This is a genomic window from Streptomyces sp. Xyl84 (assembly GCF_059731885.1).
Genome location: NZ_AP029182.1, coordinates 234,259 through 250,202, shown reverse-complemented (window position 1 = coordinate 250,202; position 15,944 = coordinate 234,259). Strand labels below are relative to the sequence as shown.

Sequence of the window (15,944 nt, the reverse complement as noted above, 5' to 3'; positions counted from 1 at the left end):
GGTGCGCCTGTGTTCCTTGCGGGAAAGAGAACGAGTGGTTGTGGAAAACGGACAGCCTGCCGTGCGGCAGCTGCGCTACCTCCCCGCCGTCGGGGCCGCCTACGGGGTGGAGGTCCTCAGTTTCGAGTCCCTGCGGAGGATGGACACCGCACGGCGCCGCACGCAGCTGCAGCGCCCCGACTTCCACGTCCTCGCCCTGATCACCCGGGGCAGAGGCAGCCACGAGGCGGACTTCGAACGCCACGAGCTGGGCGAGGGCAGTGCCGTGTGGATCAGACCCGGTGCGGTGCACCGCTGGAGCGACGTCGAGGCAGTGGACGGCCCCCTGGTCCTGTTCCAGCCGGGCTTCCTGCCCGACCCCGGCCTCGAGACGGCGGACGCCGCCGCGCCCGTCTGCCGGCGCCTGTCACCGCAGGTCCTCGCGCTGGCGGAGCTGGCCGCCGAGCACCTCGCCCGCGAACACCGCGCCGCGGTGCGCTCGCCGCGCCTGGCCTCCCCGGCACTGCTCGCCCACCTGCTGGCCGCGCTGGTCCTGCGCGTCCGTCCCCTGCCCCGCGAGCCGTCACCCCGCGACGCGGCCGGCCGCGCGGCTCTCCCGGCGGCAGGCGGCCGGGCGACGGCGGTCTTCCGCGCCTACCGCACCGCCGTCGAGGAGCACTTCGCCCACCGGCACCAAGTCTCCGAGTACGCCCAGGCGTTGGGCTACGACGTACGGACCCTGACCCGGGCGACCCGGGCCGCCACCGGAACCGGTGCCAAGGCGTTCCTCGACCAGCGCATCCTGCTGGAGGCGAAGCGGCTGCTGGCCCACACCGGCCTTCCGGTCGGCGCCTGCGCACACCGCCTCGGATTCGCCGACACCGGAAACTTCACCACCTTCTTCCGGCGCCAGACCGGCCTGGCCCCCACGGCCTGGACCGCCACCCTCTCCGTGGGCCCGGACCACGGCGCCGCTCCGTCCGCACCTTGAGGGGCCACGTCGGCCGCGCGTATGCCCTGCCCGGCGTGGAAACAGCCCGCGTCGGGCGGGCGTACGCGGGTGAAGCCAGGGCATCCGGTGGCCAGGAGGTCGATGACGATGGTTCCCCTGCTTCTGGTTCTTCTTCTCGCCCTGGTCCTCTTCGGCGCCGGCTTCGCCCTGAAGGTCCTGTGGTGGGCCGCGGTGATCGTGCTGGTGCTGTGGCTGCTGGGCTTCGTGGTCAGGCCCGCCGGCACCGGCGGCCGCAGGGGCCGCTGGTACCGGTGGTAGGCCTGGCGCGGATGCGCGGACGGGTGGGGCCCGGCCGGTGACGGCCGGGCCCCGTGCGCGTCTGCGCGCCGTGGCGGCGCCGGGTTCGCGCCCTGGCTCAGCGGACCGTCACCTGGAAGACGGCCGAGGCCGCCGTGCCGCTGACGATGCGCAGGTCGTTCTTGCCCTTGAGCCCCAGCTTGACGCCGAGCGAGTAGGAGCCGGTGCGCGAGGTGTTCACGGACGCGGGCAGGCTGACCCACTTGCCGTGCTGCTTCTGCTGGAGGGTCACCTTGCTGCCCGGCTTGAGACCGGTGGTCCGGCCCGTGACCCGGAAGAGCTGCCAGGCACGCACCGAGGTCACCGACGGCTTGGCGGTGATGCCGGCCTTGGCGGGCGCGGCCTGCTGCGTGACGGCGCCGCGGGCCGCGGTGTGCGCCGCCGGAGTGGCCGCCATCGCGGTGCCCGCGAGGGCGAGGGAGGCCGCGCCGATGACACCGACGACGGCTGTACGCAGAGAACCCCGTTTCGAGACCATCACTGATCTGCCCCTTTCTGGGTGACAAGAGTCTTTCGCGCCGAAGGGCACCTACGTGCCGATTGGCGCAGTCACTGGAAATGAGGGCACGGCGCGGGCGGGCGTTCATCCGCGCTCTGTCCCTGTCTTGTAACAGCGGAGCGGGTGCCCGGGGATGCGGAAGCCCCTGCGTCGCGGAGCAGGCTGAAGACTCCGGCCGGCTGCCGCTGACGCCCTCTTGACCGTGTGCCGGCCCAGCCCTACGGTGGCGCATCGTCGTCATTGCATCGATGCAAAGCGGTGGGACCCGACGCGCGGCGCGACCCGGCGTGCGGACGGGCCTCCCGGAAGGAGCCTCTGATGCCCACGCAACTGATGCACACGCAACGCCGCCGAACCCCGTACCCCCCTCTCGCCCTGCGCCTGCTCGGCGTCCTCGCCGTGCTCGGCCTGATCCTCGCCGGTACGTGCGCCCTGCGCCCCGCCGCCGCCCGAGCGGCCCAGCGCACCGCAGCGGCGGGCACGTTCCGCAACCCGCTCAACACCGGCCCCGACCCGTTCATGACCTACTGGAAGGGCAACTACTACCTCACCACCACCCAGGGCGGCAGCATCCGCATGTGGCGCTCGCCGTCCCTGAGCACGCTGCTCACCACCGCTCCCGTGACCGTCTGGACCGACACGGACGGCTCTCGCGACCGGGACATCTGGGCACCGGAGTTCTACCGCTTCGGCGACCGCTGGTACCTGTACTACACCGCCGACGACGGCACCGACGACCACCACCGGATCTACGTCGCGCAGTCCGACGGCGACGACCCGGCGGGCCCCTAGCACTTCAAGGCGAAGCTCGTACCGCCCAACCACGCCTCCGACTTCGCCATCGACCCGGGCATCCTCCAGCACAACGGCCGCCTGTACCTCGCCTACAGCGGCATCAACCAGTACCAGCACAACGGCATCAACATCGCGCCGCTGTCGAATCCCTACACCGTCTCCGGCGACGCCGTGGCCATCGACGCGGCCGGCGGCTGCCCGGAGGTCCGGGAGGGCCCGGAGTTCCTGTACCGCAACGGGCGCACCTGGATGACCTACTCCACCTGCGACACCGGCAAGCCCGACTACCAGGTGTGGATGATGTCCCTGCCGTCCGGCGCCGACCCGCTCGTCCCCGGCAACTGGACGCAGCACCAGGGGCCGGTCTTCTCCCGCGCCGACGGCCACGGTGTGTTCGGGCCCGGCCACCACGCTTTCTTCCGCTCGCCCGACGGCACCCAGGACTGGATCGTCTACCACGCCAAGACCACCTCGGCCTACACCTACGGCGACCGCACCACGCGGGCGCAGCGCATCGGCTGGAACGCCGACGGCAGCCCCGCCCTCGGCGTCCCGCTCGCGACGGGGGCCACCCAGGACCTGCCCTCCGGTGACCCCGGGCCCGGCGCGTACTGGATCAACGACGACGGCCGCTCCAGCGGCGCCGGGACCGTCACCTACACCGGTTCCTGGAATTCCGGCACCGGCTGCGCCGTCCAGTGCTTCTGGGGCGACGACCACTGGAGCGCGACCGCCGGGAACACCGCCACGTTCACCTTCACCGGCACCCGCATCGCCCTGCTGTCCGTCCGTGACACCGGCAACGGCTACGCGGCCCTGAGCATCGACGGCGGACCCGAGCAGCGCCTCGACTACTACGGCGCGATCCGCACCGGCGAGACGCTCCAGTTCCTCAGCCCGGCCCTGCTCTACGGGAAGCACACCCTCCGGGTGCGGGTGACGGGCGAGCACGACGGGCAGTCCCAGGCGTCGTACGTCAGCGTCGACCGGGCGGAGGTCTACGCGAACTGACACGGACGCCCTCCCGGATCCGGCGGAAGACCGGGTCCGGGAGGACCGCCGCGCAACGCCCGGGATCGTCACGTCACCCACCGCCCGCCCGCAGTGCGCGGCACGGGGCCCTCACGTCACCCCGCGCGAGGCCGGCGGCACGCACCGGACGGCCGGCCGCGGCCGACGGACACCGATGTCGGTCACGACAGGGCCTAGCTAGGCCCGGCCGGCCGGCGGGTAGCCCGTGGGCGGATCGGCCACGGTGCCGTACACCCGCATCTCGGCGGCCGCCGCGAACGGCTGCCCGTTGAGGGCGTTCAGCGCGGTGAAGCGCACGTAGGAGGCGCGCACCGAGGGGAAGGAGATCCGCTGCATCTGCGGTGAGTCGACGAGCGAGCCCCCGGCCACGGTCGTCCACGTGCTGCCGTCGTCGGAGACGGCCACCTCGTACCCCGCAACGCGGCCGTTCTGCCCGCCGCTCTGCCGGTCCAGGTAGCCGAGACCGTTCACGTCGGACGGGCCGCCCAGCCGGAGTGTCACCCAGTGCGGGTAGGGCGCCTCGGACTCGGTGTAGTCGGTGTGCCAGATGGTGCCCGGATCGCCGTCGAGCACGTTGGAGACCGGTCCCTCCGCCGCTCCCGAGGAGAGGTTCTCCGAGTCGGCGCTCGCCCGCATCGAGCCGGGGGACAGGACCGGCACGCTCGCCACCGCGGCCCTGGCCGGCGCCGACACCGTCTTCGCGGCCCCGGAGTCCGTGTAGGCGGCTGTCACCTTCCACGTCGCCGACGTGCCCGCCGCGCCGGCCGGCGGGGTCAGGATCCAGGTGGTGCTGACCGTCGCGCCCGGCCGCACACGCGCGAAGGCGTTGCCGTCACGGTCCTTGACCGCCGCCGTCCAGCCGGCGGGCAGCCCCTCGAGCCGCACGAGGACGTCCGTGGCGTCGGTCTCCTCGTTGTCGGTGAACGTCGTGACGTACTCGCCGGGCACACCCGGGCTCAGGTCGGTGCCGGCGGGCGTGGTCACACTCGCGCAGGCGGCGCCGCCGCCGGCCGGGCCGAGATCGGTCACCCGGAAGTCGTCGAGCACCATGTCCGTACCGGCCGCACCGCCGAGCTTGCGCAGGCCGACCCAGGTGTCGCCGCAGCCCGCCACGATCTCCTTCGAGTACGTCGTGGTGTCCAGGGCCGGGGCGAGCGCGTCACGGGTGATGTCCCGGGAGACGGCCTTGCCGTCCCCGACCCGGTCGGCGCCCGTCACCCAGGCCCACTGCCCGTCGACGTTGCTCTGGTACTCGAAGGAGACCGCGTACCTGTGCCCGGCCACGAACGGCACCGTCGCGGGGACGGTGCGGTACACCAGCCCCGTGTTCTCCTCGTGCGCCTTGAGCGAGTGGCCGCCGTCGATGACGTCGTCCACCGCCTGCCCCGCGAGGGCACCGGAGCCGTAGGGCGAGTGGGTGTTCTTCCAGCTCTTCTGGCTGTAGGGCGCGTGCAGGCGGCTCACACTGGTGCGCGGGTCGGTGACGCCTCCGGCGTCGCCCTTCACGAACGGGCCCCAGCCCGGCCGGTTGCCCTCGAAGTCGTCACGGGCGATGACGCCGCCGCCCGCCGCCGGTGCCGAGGTGTCGGCCATGAGCCGGACGTCGTCCACCGTGACCGCCGCGTCCCCGGCCCCCGCGCCGGCCGACACGGTGACCTGACCGCCGGCCGGGGCGGTGAAGGCGACGGACGCGCGTTGCGCGTAGGTGCCCTGCTTGGCGTCGGCGGCCACCGTGTTGCGCAGCGGGGTGGTGTCGAAACCGTTGCGGGCCCGCACCCCGTGCCCCTGCACACCGAGTGCGACGGCGCGGCGCTGCCCGGCGGCGACCTCGACGTCGGCGCTCAGCGTGTACCGCCTGCCGGGTGTGAGGCCCTTGACCCGCTGGGAGACGCCGGACACCCCGCTGCCCAGGCGCACCACGTTGTCGCCGGTGCCGGTACGGGCGAGGGCCGCCGTGCCCCGGGGGCTCCAGGCGTCGAGGTTCCCGGCGTTGAAGCCGGGGTCGGCCAGGGGGGTGCCCTCACCGTAGTGGGCTGAGCGGTGCGGAGCCCGGTCACCGTCCGGTGCGAGGACGTACGACCGGTCCTTGTCGCCGGTGACCGTCACCTTCCCGTCCTGGGCCCGCACCCGGCCCGCCTTCACGCGGCCCTGGTCGGTGAGCCGGTACAGGGTGAAGGAGCGGGTGGCGGCGAACTGTTTCGTCAGCGTGAAGGTGTGGGTGCCGCCCGACCCGCTGTAGTAGTACATCTTGTCGGCCCGGCTCGGGGAGGAGGTGCCGTTCCCGTCCTTCGCCTCGCCCCAGGGCAGCAGATACGTGTCCCCGTCGAGCACGACCGCGCCGTCCATCGACACCCGGCGCCGTCCGTCGTCGAGGCCGACCCGCACGCCGCCGGTGAGGGTGGCGGACTTCCCTTGGTCCCAGTGGGTGATCTGGTAGTGCTGGAGGAACTTGGTCGGCAGGTTGTCGGTCCAGATGTTGCGGTAGAAGGCCTGGAAGTCGTCGTGGCCGGTCCAGCCCTCGAACTCCTTGATGCTGCTGCCGCCGAGCAGCGGATCGACGTTCCACACGTCACGGTCGGAGTTGGCGATGAACCGCACGATGCGGGAGTTGATGCCCTTGTTGGTGGCGCCGCCGTAGTTCTTGTCGTTGGCCCAGTGCGACCACACCGAGCTGCCCTCGAACTTGTACGACCACTCGGTGGCGACCTCGAAGCCCATCTTCCGCAGTTGCGCGGCCAGTCCGTCGGCCAGCCACCCGCTGGAGTAGTAGGCGTCGAGGTAGACGGTCCTGATGCCCGGCGCCTCCTTGCGCAGTTGCGCGAACCGGTCGAGGATCGCGCCGCTGCCCAGGTCGGTGCGCTGGTCGATGTGGTAGGACTGGTTCAGCCAGTTCCAGCCGTCGGCCTGGCCCTTGACCAGCGCCTCGGTGAAGTGCCGGGCCTGCGGGTAGGCCTCGGTGGCGTTCACGTGCACCGCGAAGTCGGAGTTGTAGCCGGCACCGGCCGCGGTGAGCCTGTTCAGGTCGGTGAGGCCGCCCGCCCGGACGTTGTAGTTGCCGCCGTAGTCGGGGTGGGCCGAGTCGTGGCCCTCGTCGGCGTAGCCCTTCTCCAGCACCCACTGGCCGAGGTCGTCCGTGGCCATCGAGATCCGCTTGACGTTGTCGAGCGTCTTCAGGAACGGATTGGTCGCCTGGCCGGCGAAGTTGAAGGGGATGTGCTGCACGACCCGCTCGGGCACCCGGTCCGCGCCGAGCGGGCGGGTCATGCGGGCACGGTAGGCGATGGCGCCGTCCTGCCAGTCCGCCGTCCCGTCGCCGTTGGCGTCCCCGGAGAGCACGACGGTGGCCCGGGGCAGCGCGTACGTCCGCACCCGCCGGTCGGTGGCGCCCCGGGGAGCGTAGGTGTACGAACCGACGGACAGCTCGGCCCGGCGGGCGCCGTTGCCGGCGTCCACGATCCGGGACTGCAGACGGGTGTTCCAGTTGTCGTTGTTGTCCTGCGCGGAGTCGTCGGTCGCGTTGGTGATGACGCCGGCGGCCAGAGCGCCGTCGCTCACGAACCCGTACGGCGTTCCGACGGGGGTCTTGTCGGGGGCCGTCGCCGCGGTGATCGGGAAGAACTGGTCGGCGGTGGTGGTCGAGTCCGCGGAGATCCGCGTCCGGGCCAGTGCCGCCCGCGCGGCGGAGGAGTCGACCGAGACGAGCGACTGGTCGGGGACGGCCAGTTGGCCGACGGTCGGGGCGGCGGCGCCCTCGATGCTCTTCACCGCGAAGACGACCGTGTGCCGGTCGGTCACCGTGATCGTCGAGGTGATGGTCAGGTCCGGCAGATCGGCGAACGTGGAGGTGTAGACGGCCTGGTCGCCGTGCGCCTTCATGGTCGTGGTGGCGGTGTGCGCCTTGCCGTTGACGGTGAAGGTGTCCAGGGCGCGTGCCTGGCCGCCGAGCGTCCTGCCGTCCATCGTGTACGAGATGACCTGGGGGAACTCCTCGGCCACCCGCACGGTCAGGCCCGGGCCGGTGAGTTCGACCGGTGTCGCGGGGGTGTCCGGGGGAGCGGGCGCGGCCGTGGCCGTGGCCGGGACCGCGGCCTGACCGGCCCGGGCCGGCGGGGCGCCGGCCGAGAGCGTGCCGAGGACGATGAGCGCGGCGGCCGTCGCGGCGCCGGGTCTCGGGCGTCCGCGGCGCCGCGGACGTGGGGAGTGGTGCAGGGGCATGGGATCCACCTGGGGGCTTCCTCGTGGCTCTGAACGGGAGAGGGAGGAAGACAGTAAGGCAAAGTTATCGATAACAATAGGGCCGTGACCCCGTTCCCTCGTGCGCTGAGCGGCCGTCTGATCGGGGTCGTGCGGAGATGACGACTGCCGCTCTCCTTGCTTGGCATCGATAACAGAAGCCGTCGAGGTCACCGGGTGGCGCCGCGGAGGCGGTACTCGGGGCGGTCACCGCTCCGACAGCCCCGCCGGTGTGCCGCCGCGGTGCCGGGCGTGTCGGCGAAGGTCTGCGCCACCGAAAGGGTCCGCTGCCGGGCCTCCTGCGTGCTGTCACGCCGTACCTGGAGGATCAGGGACAGCGCCGCCGCGACGGCCGGCAGCGCCGCGAGCACCACTTGCAGGACGAAGACCTGTCCGGCGACGCTCGGCGCCGCCGGCCCGCCTGCGCGCAGTCCGCTTGCCGGGCCCCGGGGCGAAGAGGTTCTCCGGAACAGACGAGTCAGAGGCCCGCGAACCGGACGATCTGCTGCCATAGCCGCATTGTGGGCGCGGTGCCGGGTGGGCCGTCCCGGCCGTCTCCGGCGGCACCGCGCCGGGCCGCCGGCAGGTCGCGTCCCCGGGCCGCCGCGCCCGGGGCGGTGCGCCTCCGCCCGGAGACCGCACGAGTGCGGCACGCAACCTCGCCCCCGCCCACCGTACTTCGGCGCCCGCCTCCGGCCCGCGGTCCACCGCCGCGGAGGGGGACGGATGGGAGGCCCGGGCGGGGTCCGGGAGGCGGGTCGTCGGGGGCGTACGGCTCGCGCTGCGGCCGCTCCGGGCGGTCACGCACGGCAGGTCGGTGCGACGGGCAGTCGTAAAGCCGTACGGGCCGGGTACTCGCGGACCATGCCGGACGGGCGGGCCGTGGGTCCCCCGCGGTCGATCAGGCGGAACCTGGTCAGCAGGAGCTGATCAGCAGGACCTGATCGGCGGAAAGTGACCGGCAGGAAGTGATCAGCAGAACCGGAGGCGCACGGATATGAGCACGGTCAAGGAAACGGTGGAAGTCGACGTCCCCGTCCACACCGCGTACAACCAGTGGACGCAGTTCGAGTCCTTCCCGCACTTCATGGACGGGGTGGAGGAGATCCGTCAGCTGGACGACCGCCACAACCACTGGGTCACGAAGGTGTCCGGCGTCACGCGCGAGTTCGACACCGAGATCGTCGACCAGCTCCCCGACGAGCGCATCACCTGGCGCACCACCAGCGGCGACACCCGGCAGCGCGGCTCGGTCCGCTTCGAGCGGGTCGACGACTCGCACACGCGCGTCGAGCTGGTGATGGACATCGAGCCCAGCGGCATGGCGGAGAAGGCCGGTGACCTGCTGGGTGTGATGGACCGGCGCGTCAAGGGCGACATGAAGCGGTTCAAGAAGTACATCGAGGAACGCGGCGGCGAGAGCGGGGCCTGGCGCGGGCGGATCACCCCGGGTGACACCGGCGGCACGCCTCTGTGACCCCTCGGGACGCCGGCGGGACCCTTCCATGACCCGCAGGGGACACCCGTCGGCACCACCTCGGCGTCAGCGCGGACGTCCCGACGAGCGCTGACGCTAGGCCTTCCGGGCCAGCCCGGCGGCGATGAGCCGCTCCCAGACGGTGAGTTCCGGCTCGCCGCCGGGCCCCCCGGGGCCGCCCGTGGTGCCGGGACGCCACAGGGAGGCCGGGACGATCCCGGGCTCCAGGATCTCCAGGCCGTCCAGCAGGGAGGCGATCTCCGCGTCCGTGCGCCACCGGCCGCGGCCGAACGTCTGCTGGAGCACCCTCTCGGCCTCCGCGGTCTCCGCGTTGTGACCGGACCGGAAGTGACTGACGAAGAAGTAGCTCCCCGAGGGGACCTGGTCGCGCCAGTAGCGGACGATCCCCGCGGGGTCCTCGTCGTCGTTGACGTGGTGGAGGATCGCGCTGAACACGACGGCGACGGGGCGGTCGAAGTCGATCAGCTCCAGCGTGTCCGGGTGGGTACGGATGACCTCGGGATCGCGTACGTCGGCCGCGATGACCCGGGTCCGCTCGTTCTCCTGGAGCAGCGCACGGCCGTGGACCAGCACCTGCGGGTCCATGTCGACGTAGACGACCCGGGCGTCCTCGGCGTGCCGCTGCGCGACCTGGTGGACGTTGTCGGCGGTCGGAAGGCCGCTGCCCAGGTCGATGAACTGCCGTACCCCGGTGGACGTCGAGATCTCCGCGACGGCGCGGGTCAGGGCCGCCCGGTTGGCGAAGGCGATGGCCACCGAACCGGGCAGGTCGCGCTTGAACACGTCGCCGATCCCGCGGTCCACGGCGTAGTTGTCCTTGCCGCCGAGCAGGTAGTCGTAGACGCGCGCGATACTCGGCTTGGTGGGGTCGATCGAGAGGCCTTCATCCGTCATGGCGGCCATCCTGCCCCGGGAGACCGGCCGTTGACCACCGGTTCGATCAGACCGTGACCCCCCGCCCCCCACAACTCCGCACGTCCCGCACACCCCGCGCCGTGCCGCAGCCCGCGGGCCCTCACTCCGCGCATGCCCCTGCCGCCCGCTGCCCTGATTCCCGCCCCCAGCCCCCTGTCGTCCTTCTCGGAGTCGTCTCGCGCCCGTGGCGGCACATCTGAAGGCGATATTGCGAAGTTTTCACTTCACATCTACGGTGAGGGCATGCGGCGGACGAAGCGTGACCACGAGCCCGAGCAGATCACCGACCTCGCGCGGCTGCGGGCGTTCATGAACCCCCTGCGCATGCAGCTCTACCGGCTGCTCTACGCCGCGGGCACGGCGACCGCCTCCCAGCTCGCCGAGCATGTCGACGAGACGCCGTCGCTGGTCAGTTACCACCTGCGCAAGCTCTCCGAGCACGGCTTCGTGACACAGGCGGGCGACCGCGGCGCCGACGGCCGGGAACGGTGGTGGAAGGTGGCCTCCGAGGACGGCTGGGGCTTTCGCGACTCGGACTTCGCGGACACCCCCGAGGGAGCCGCCGCCGTCGGCGCGGTGACCCGGAGCATCTTCGACACCCGCGTCGCCCAGTACCGCGCCTACCTCGACCAGAAGGCCGCCTGGGGAAAGCCCTGGACCGACGCGGCCTTCGCCTCCGAGTGGCTGCTCGAACTGACCGCGGACGAACTCGCCGAGATGAGCGACGAGTTCGAGGCGCTCGCCCGGCACTGGCGCGAGCGCGGCAAGGCCGCTCGCGCGGCAGGCGGGACCGAGGGACGCGAGCACGTCTCCGTGCACCTGTACGGCTTCCCCTTCAGACCCTGACCCCGCCCTCCCCGACGCCCACGGAGCCCGCCATGGCCACCGCAGAGACAGCCCTGCCCGCACGCGCCCCCGCACCGGCCCACCGCGACCGCAACGTCCTGCGCTGGCTCAGAGCTGCGAACAGAAGTGGGCCCCGGCGGGCGGCGCCCGGCACGCGCCCTCGCCGCATTGCCGGAAGGCCCTGGTAGCTCCGCTACAAGGACCTTCCGGCGCCTTGCGATCGCACGCACCGGACACCGCCCGCTGATCGGAACCCACTTCTGTTCGCAGCTCTCAGCGCGTACACCGTCTCCCTCGTAGGCGACAGCGTGTACTTCGTCGCCCTCGGCTGGTCCGCCCAGAAGGCCGCCGGGCCCGCGGAGGTCGGCCTCGTCATGGCCTCGGGCGCTCTGCCACGGGCCCTGCTCATGCTCGGCGGGGGAGTGGTGGCCGACCGGACCGACCCGCGCCGGGTGATCCTCGCCAGCGACGCGCTGCGCTGTCTGCTCATCCTGGCGGTGGCCGCCGCCGTCGCCCTGACCGCCCCGGCCCTGTGGATCCTCGTCGCCCTGGCGCTCCTCTTCGGCGCCGTGGACGCTCTGTTCGTCCCCGCGGTCGGCGCCCTCCCGCCGCGGATCACCGGGCCGGACCAGCTGGCCCGGGTCGCCGGCATGCGCTCGCTCGCGCTGCGCCTGAGCCAGATCGCGGGCCCGCCGGCCGGCGGTCTGGCCATGGCACTCGGCGGACCCGCCACGGCCTTCGCCCTGGCCGGCCTGCTCTTCGCCCTGTCCCTGCCGTTGCTGCTGACGATACGCATACGGCCCGTGGAACCGGGCGGCGGGCGACGGCCGGAGCCCGGCACCGCACGGGCGGACCTGCTGGAAGGCCTCCGCTACATCCGCCGCCATCCCCTCATCGGCCCGCTCGTCGTCGCCGGCGCCATCTGCGAACTCGGCCTGGCCGGCACCCTCAACGTCGGCCTGGTGCTCCTCAACGCCGAGCGCGGCTGGGGCCCTTCCGGCTACGGCTGGATCGTCAGCGCCTTCGGAACCGGAGCCGCCGCCAGTGCGCTGCTGCTCGCCGTCGCCGGGCGGCTGCCGCGGGCCGGCCTGGTGCTGTCCGTGACGCTCCTGGCGGGCTCGGCGGGAGCGGCGGCCATCGCCCTCGTACCGCACCTGTGGACCGCGGTGGTGCTGGCGGCCGTGATCGGGCTGAACGCGGGAGTCTTCGGCGGCCTGGACAACGTGCTCATCCAGACCGCGGCGGACCCGGCCTTCCTCGGCCGGGTCACCTCCGTCGTCATGCTCACCATGGTCGGGCTCGCGCCCCTCGGCTACCCGCTGGCCGGGGCCGCCGTCGGCGCCTGGGGCGCCGCCCCGGTCTTCGTCGGCTGCGGCGTCCTCGGCGCCCTGGGCGCGACCGTCACCCTGGCCTCCGGCGCGGTACGGCGAGCCGAACTCCCCAGGGCCCCGCGCTCGTCGGGGGGCCGCCGCGCCGGCAGCCGCCGCTGAACCTCTGACACACGCCCCGCCGGACGACAGGTGCCGCCGGCGGGGCGCGGCAGGGGTGGCGGTCGGTCAGCGGTCCTGGGACAGGCGCAGGAGCGCGGCGAAGGTGCCGCTCGCGTGGACGAGATCCTCGTAGCTGCCGTGCTCGGTCACGCGCCCCTGCTCCATGACGACGATGTGGTCGGCGACCTTGGTGTTCTCCAGGCGGTGCGTGACGATGACGGTGATGCGGTCGGCGGCGATGGCCTTGATCCGCGCGAAGATGCCGTGCTCGCCCCGCGGATCCATCTGTGAGGTCGGTTCGTCCAGGATCAGCAGCGGCGTCTGCCGGTAGAGCGCGCGCCCGCAGGCCAGCCGCTGCCACTGGCCGCCGGACAGCTCCGCCCCGCCCCACAGTTCCCGGGCGAGCAGCGTGTCGAGCCGCTGGGGCAGTTTCTCGACCGCCTCGCGCATGCCGACGGCGTCGACCGCCTCCCACACCGGGCCGTCGTCGAACGTCCTCGGCTGGCCGAGGGTGATGTTCTCGCGGGCGCGCAACGGCCAGCAGGCGAAGTTCTGCGGGACCAGGGCGGTGCGCCGCCACACCGCGTCCGGGTCCGCGCCGGCGAGGTCGGTACCGTCCCACAGGACGCGGCCCTTGTCGGCGAGCAGGATGCCGGTGATGAGCTTGACCAGCGTGGACTTGCCCGAACCGTTCTCACCGACGACGGCCAGGATCTCACCGCGGCGCAGCGTGAGCGACACACCGTGCACGGCGGGTTCGTCCTTACCGGGGTAGCGGTAGGTGACCTCGTCCAGGCGGATCTCCGCCACGCGCTCGGCAACGGCCAGTTCGCCGCGGCGCGGGGCGCGTGCGCGGGCCATGTCGAGGAAGGACCGCATGTCGGCGAGGTACAGGGAGGTGTGGAACATGGCGGCACCGTGCATGACGAACTGGGAGAGCGCGCCCAGCGTAGTCTGCACGGCGACGACTGCGGTCGCCGCGACCGGCAGGGCCACGCGCCCGGTGGCCGCCAGCCAGGCGAGGGTCGCCCAGGCGGCGAGCAGGAACACCCCGCCCAGGGCGCTCGTCGCCAGGGTGATGCGCAGCATGCGCGGCGCGGCGGCGAGCACACGGGCGTCGATACGGTCCGACAGGACCCGGTACCAGTGGATCAGGTAGCCCGTCATGCCGTTGGCCCGGACCTCGTCCCCGTGCCGGGAGTAGGTGGCCCACCAGCGCATCATGCCGCGTACGTTGCGGTCACCGACGTTCAGGTAGTGGGTCTCGTAGTCGACGCGCGCGGTGAGCACGGCGCCCGCGCCCGCCGGCAGCACGGCCAGCAGGAGCAGCGGCAGCATCAGCGGGTGCAGCGCGGTGATGACACCGCCCGCGGCGGTCATCCGGATCAGCGCGGCCATGAACCGCTGCGCGTCCTGGACCATCAGCCGGGTCCGGGTGACGCCCACCTCGGCCGCCTCCTGCCGGTCGGCGAACCCGTCCTCGCCGTAGGCGAACGCCTCGACCCGGCACACGGCGGAGACCAGGGCGATGTCCGCCTCGGTCGTCAGCAGCGGGGTGATCCGCCCGTCCGCGTAGGAGGACAGGGCGCCGCTGATCCGGCCGACGCCCGCGGCGGACGTGACGACGATCAGCGCGGGCAGGGCGCCGTGCAGGCGTTCGGGCACCGTGCCGGTGCCGAGGATGTGCGTCATCGCCCGCGCGGTGAACGCCAGCACGAGCGCGGCGGTGACACCGCCGAGGCACTGGCACACCAGGAGGAGGACGACACCGGGCCTGTCGACGGCCCAGGCCATGCGCGCGGTGCGTCCGAGCACCCCGGGAAGGCGCCGGCACAGGGCGCCGAAACTGGCCTCTGCCAGCGGGTTCTTCCCGTGCTGGCCCTCGAAGGTGATGGTGGCCGGCGGGGGAGGCGGCGGCGTCTCAGCGCTCTGTGCGCCGGCGTCGGTCGCGGACATCCGGGTTCCTCCTCGTGGGTCGGCGCCGCGCCCGCGTGGCCCGGCGGTGCCCGGCTCAACGAGGAGGAACGTGAATCGAACGCGCTCGGTCTCGGACGCCCTGGGCCCCTTGGAGGGCAAGGGCCCGGCCGCGCGGCCACCGTGCTCAGGCCGCTGCCGCGGTGCCCCGGGTGGCCGAAACGCCGGTCTTCACCCCCTGACGACCCCGACCGGCATCCCGCCCCCGGCCGTTCACCGGGGCGTGGGCCGCAGACGTACGCCCCCGTCGTACGCCCGATCGGACACCGCGGCCGGCAGGCGGTGGCCGGGATGGAGACGGTGACCCGGCCGGACGGGAGGCCGTCGTCGGCCCGGTCCGCACGGCGCGGACGGCGTGCGCTCGGCGTCATCGCCACCGGTTCCAGCGCCTCCCCGCCCGGGGGAGGGCCGAGCAGACCGTGCCCGCACGGGCGTCCGGAACGTCACCGCCCGGGAGCACCCCCGCTCAGGGCCCCCAGCGGTGCTGCGCCCGCGCCATGTCCACCCGCGTCCCCCGCATCGGTGTGCCTTCGCCGAGGAGCAGTTCCCGCGCCCGGCCGCCGTGGCAGGTGGCCGGGGTCCCGTCGGCGTGGACGACACGCCACCAGGGGACGCCTTCGTCGAGCAGCCCCATGACCCGTCCCACCTGCCGCGGTCCCGCCCCGATCCTCCTGCCGACGGCGCCGTAGGAGGCGACGGACCCGGCCGGGACGGCGAGGACCGCTTCCCGGACATCCTCGACGAGGCTCATCGCGCCCTCACCGACGGGCCGGGCGGACCTGGCGGATCCGGGGAATCTTGTGGGTCCGGCGGGTCCGGCGGGTAGGTCAGACGCCCGTTCCGCACCCGCGCGTCCGGGTTCAGCACCGCGGGCTTCGCCGTGGTGGCCGACATGATGGGCACCACCTCCGCGCCCGCGACGATCAGAGCGTCCGTGATCAGCCTGCGATGGCAGCGCCAGGGCACCGCCTCGCTGCACATGATCGCCGGTCTTCCGTGCTCCGCCAGCCCGAGCAGTTCCTCCAGCCCCTCCGCGAACGCGTCGGTCGCCATGTAGTCGGCGTAGTCGCGGAAGGCCTTGACCCGCCACGCCCCGTTCGCGCTCGCCACCCCCTTCGGCGTGTGCCGTCGGCCGCCCAGCCGAGGGATCCACCGGTAGCCGATGTCGGCGGGCAGGGACTCGACGATCGCCGGCTGGTTCCACTGCGGGTACTTCCTCGACGACGGGAACGAGCGGACGTCGGCCAGGCAGGTGATCCCGTTGCCGCGCAGCATCTCCAGCAGTTCGCCGAAACCACGCGTGGAGTGCCCCACCGTGCAGATGCGGTTCGTCATCCGTCGTCCCGCCGCCTCGCCCGCAACACCCCGACGTCG

At 72.9% G+C, this 15,944-nt stretch carries 12 protein-coding genes and 1 pseudogene; 6 read left to right on the top strand and 7 right to left on the bottom strand.

Annotation, left to right across the window (positions count from 1 at the left end):
• Positions 1–40 precede the first annotated feature (40 nt).
• Positions 41–970 (top strand): helix-turn-helix domain-containing protein, encoded by a 930-nt coding sequence (locus tag AC6I72_RS01075; RefSeq protein WP_497998718.1) that lies wholly within the window; start codon positions 41–43, stop codon positions 968–970.
• Between the two features lie 108 nt (positions 971–1,078).
• Entirely contained in the window at positions 1,079–1,249 is a 171-nt protein-coding gene (locus AC6I72_RS01070; RefSeq protein ID WP_498004546.1) for a hydrophobic protein, read from the top strand.
• A 97-nt stretch (positions 1,250–1,346) separates the two neighbouring features.
• Here AC6I72_RS01070 and AC6I72_RS01065 read toward each other — a convergent pair whose 3' ends face one another.
• A complete protein-coding gene (locus tag AC6I72_RS01065; protein ID WP_037854909.1) occupies positions 1,347–1,766 on the bottom strand; it encodes a hypothetical protein in 420 nt (139 codons plus the stop codon).
• A gap of 354 nt (positions 1,767–2,120) precedes the next feature.
• Between AC6I72_RS01065 and AC6I72_RS01060 the strand changes: the two are divergent.
• Positions 2,121–3,593: pseudogene (locus AC6I72_RS01060) on the top strand (family 43 glycosylhydrolase).
• A gap of 198 nt (positions 3,594–3,791) precedes the next feature.
• Here AC6I72_RS01060 and AC6I72_RS01055 read toward each other — a convergent pair.
• The gene (locus AC6I72_RS01055) at positions 3,792–7,829 is read right to left on the bottom strand and encodes an endo-alpha-N-acetylgalactosaminidase family protein (RefSeq protein ID WP_498004545.1); all 4,038 of its coding nucleotides are present in this window, start codon (positions 7,827–7,829) and stop codon (positions 3,792–3,794) included.
• A 188-nt stretch (positions 7,830–8,017) separates the two neighbouring features.
• On the bottom strand, positions 8,018–8,221 hold the full coding sequence (locus AC6I72_RS01050; RefSeq protein ID WP_497998716.1) for a hypothetical protein: 204 nt from the start codon (positions 8,219–8,221) through the stop codon (positions 8,018–8,020).
• Positions 8,222–8,844: 623 nt separating this feature from the next.
• Here AC6I72_RS01050 and AC6I72_RS01045 point away from each other — a divergent pair.
• Entirely contained in the window at positions 8,845–9,324 is a 480-nt protein-coding gene (locus tag AC6I72_RS01045) for an SRPBCC family protein (protein WP_366724705.1), read from the top strand.
• A 96-nt stretch (positions 9,325–9,420) separates the two neighbouring features.
• On the opposite strand, the gene AC6I72_RS01040 is transcribed toward AC6I72_RS01045, so the two are convergent.
• Entirely contained in the window at positions 9,421–10,248 is an 828-nt protein-coding gene (locus AC6I72_RS01040; protein ID WP_497998714.1) for an SAM-dependent methyltransferase, read from the bottom strand.
• Positions 10,249–10,503: 255 nt separating this feature from the next.
• Here AC6I72_RS01040 and AC6I72_RS01035 point away from each other — a divergent pair, with 255 nt between their 5' ends.
• Positions 10,504–11,106, top strand: coding sequence for an ArsR/SmtB family transcription factor (locus tag AC6I72_RS01035; protein WP_497998712.1), 603 nt, complete (start codon positions 10,504–10,506; stop codon positions 11,104–11,106).
• Between the two features lie 260 nt (positions 11,107–11,366).
• Positions 11,367–12,596: an MFS transporter gene (locus AC6I72_RS01030; RefSeq protein WP_498004544.1), complete on the top strand. Its 1,230-nt coding sequence runs from the start codon at positions 11,367–11,369 to the stop codon at positions 12,594–12,596.
• A 66-nt stretch (positions 12,597–12,662) separates the two neighbouring features.
• Here the strand turns inward: AC6I72_RS01030 and AC6I72_RS01025 are convergent, their stop codons facing one another.
• The 3 genes from AC6I72_RS01025 to AC6I72_RS01015 all read right to left on the bottom strand — a co-directional run bounded on the left by AC6I72_RS01025 (position 12,663) and on the right by AC6I72_RS01015 (position 15,905).
• On the bottom strand, positions 12,663–14,552 hold the full coding sequence (locus AC6I72_RS01025) for an ATP-binding cassette domain-containing protein (RefSeq protein WP_497998711.1): 1,890 nt from the start codon (positions 14,550–14,552) through the stop codon (positions 12,663–12,665).
• Positions 14,553–15,036: 484 nt separating this feature from the next.
• Complete coding sequence (locus AC6I72_RS01020; protein ID WP_497998709.1) at positions 15,037–15,321, bottom strand: MGMT family protein; 285 nt, start codon at positions 15,319–15,321, stop codon at positions 15,037–15,039.
• Positions 15,318–15,905 carry a DUF488 domain-containing protein gene (locus AC6I72_RS01015; protein ID WP_497998708.1) on the bottom strand — a complete coding sequence of 196 codons (588 nt, stop codon included), beginning with the start codon at positions 15,903–15,905 and terminating at the stop codon, positions 15,318–15,320. Before AC6I72_RS01015 ends, AC6I72_RS01020 begins: the two co-directional genes overlap by 4 nt.
• Positions 15,906–15,944 lie beyond the last annotated feature (39 nt).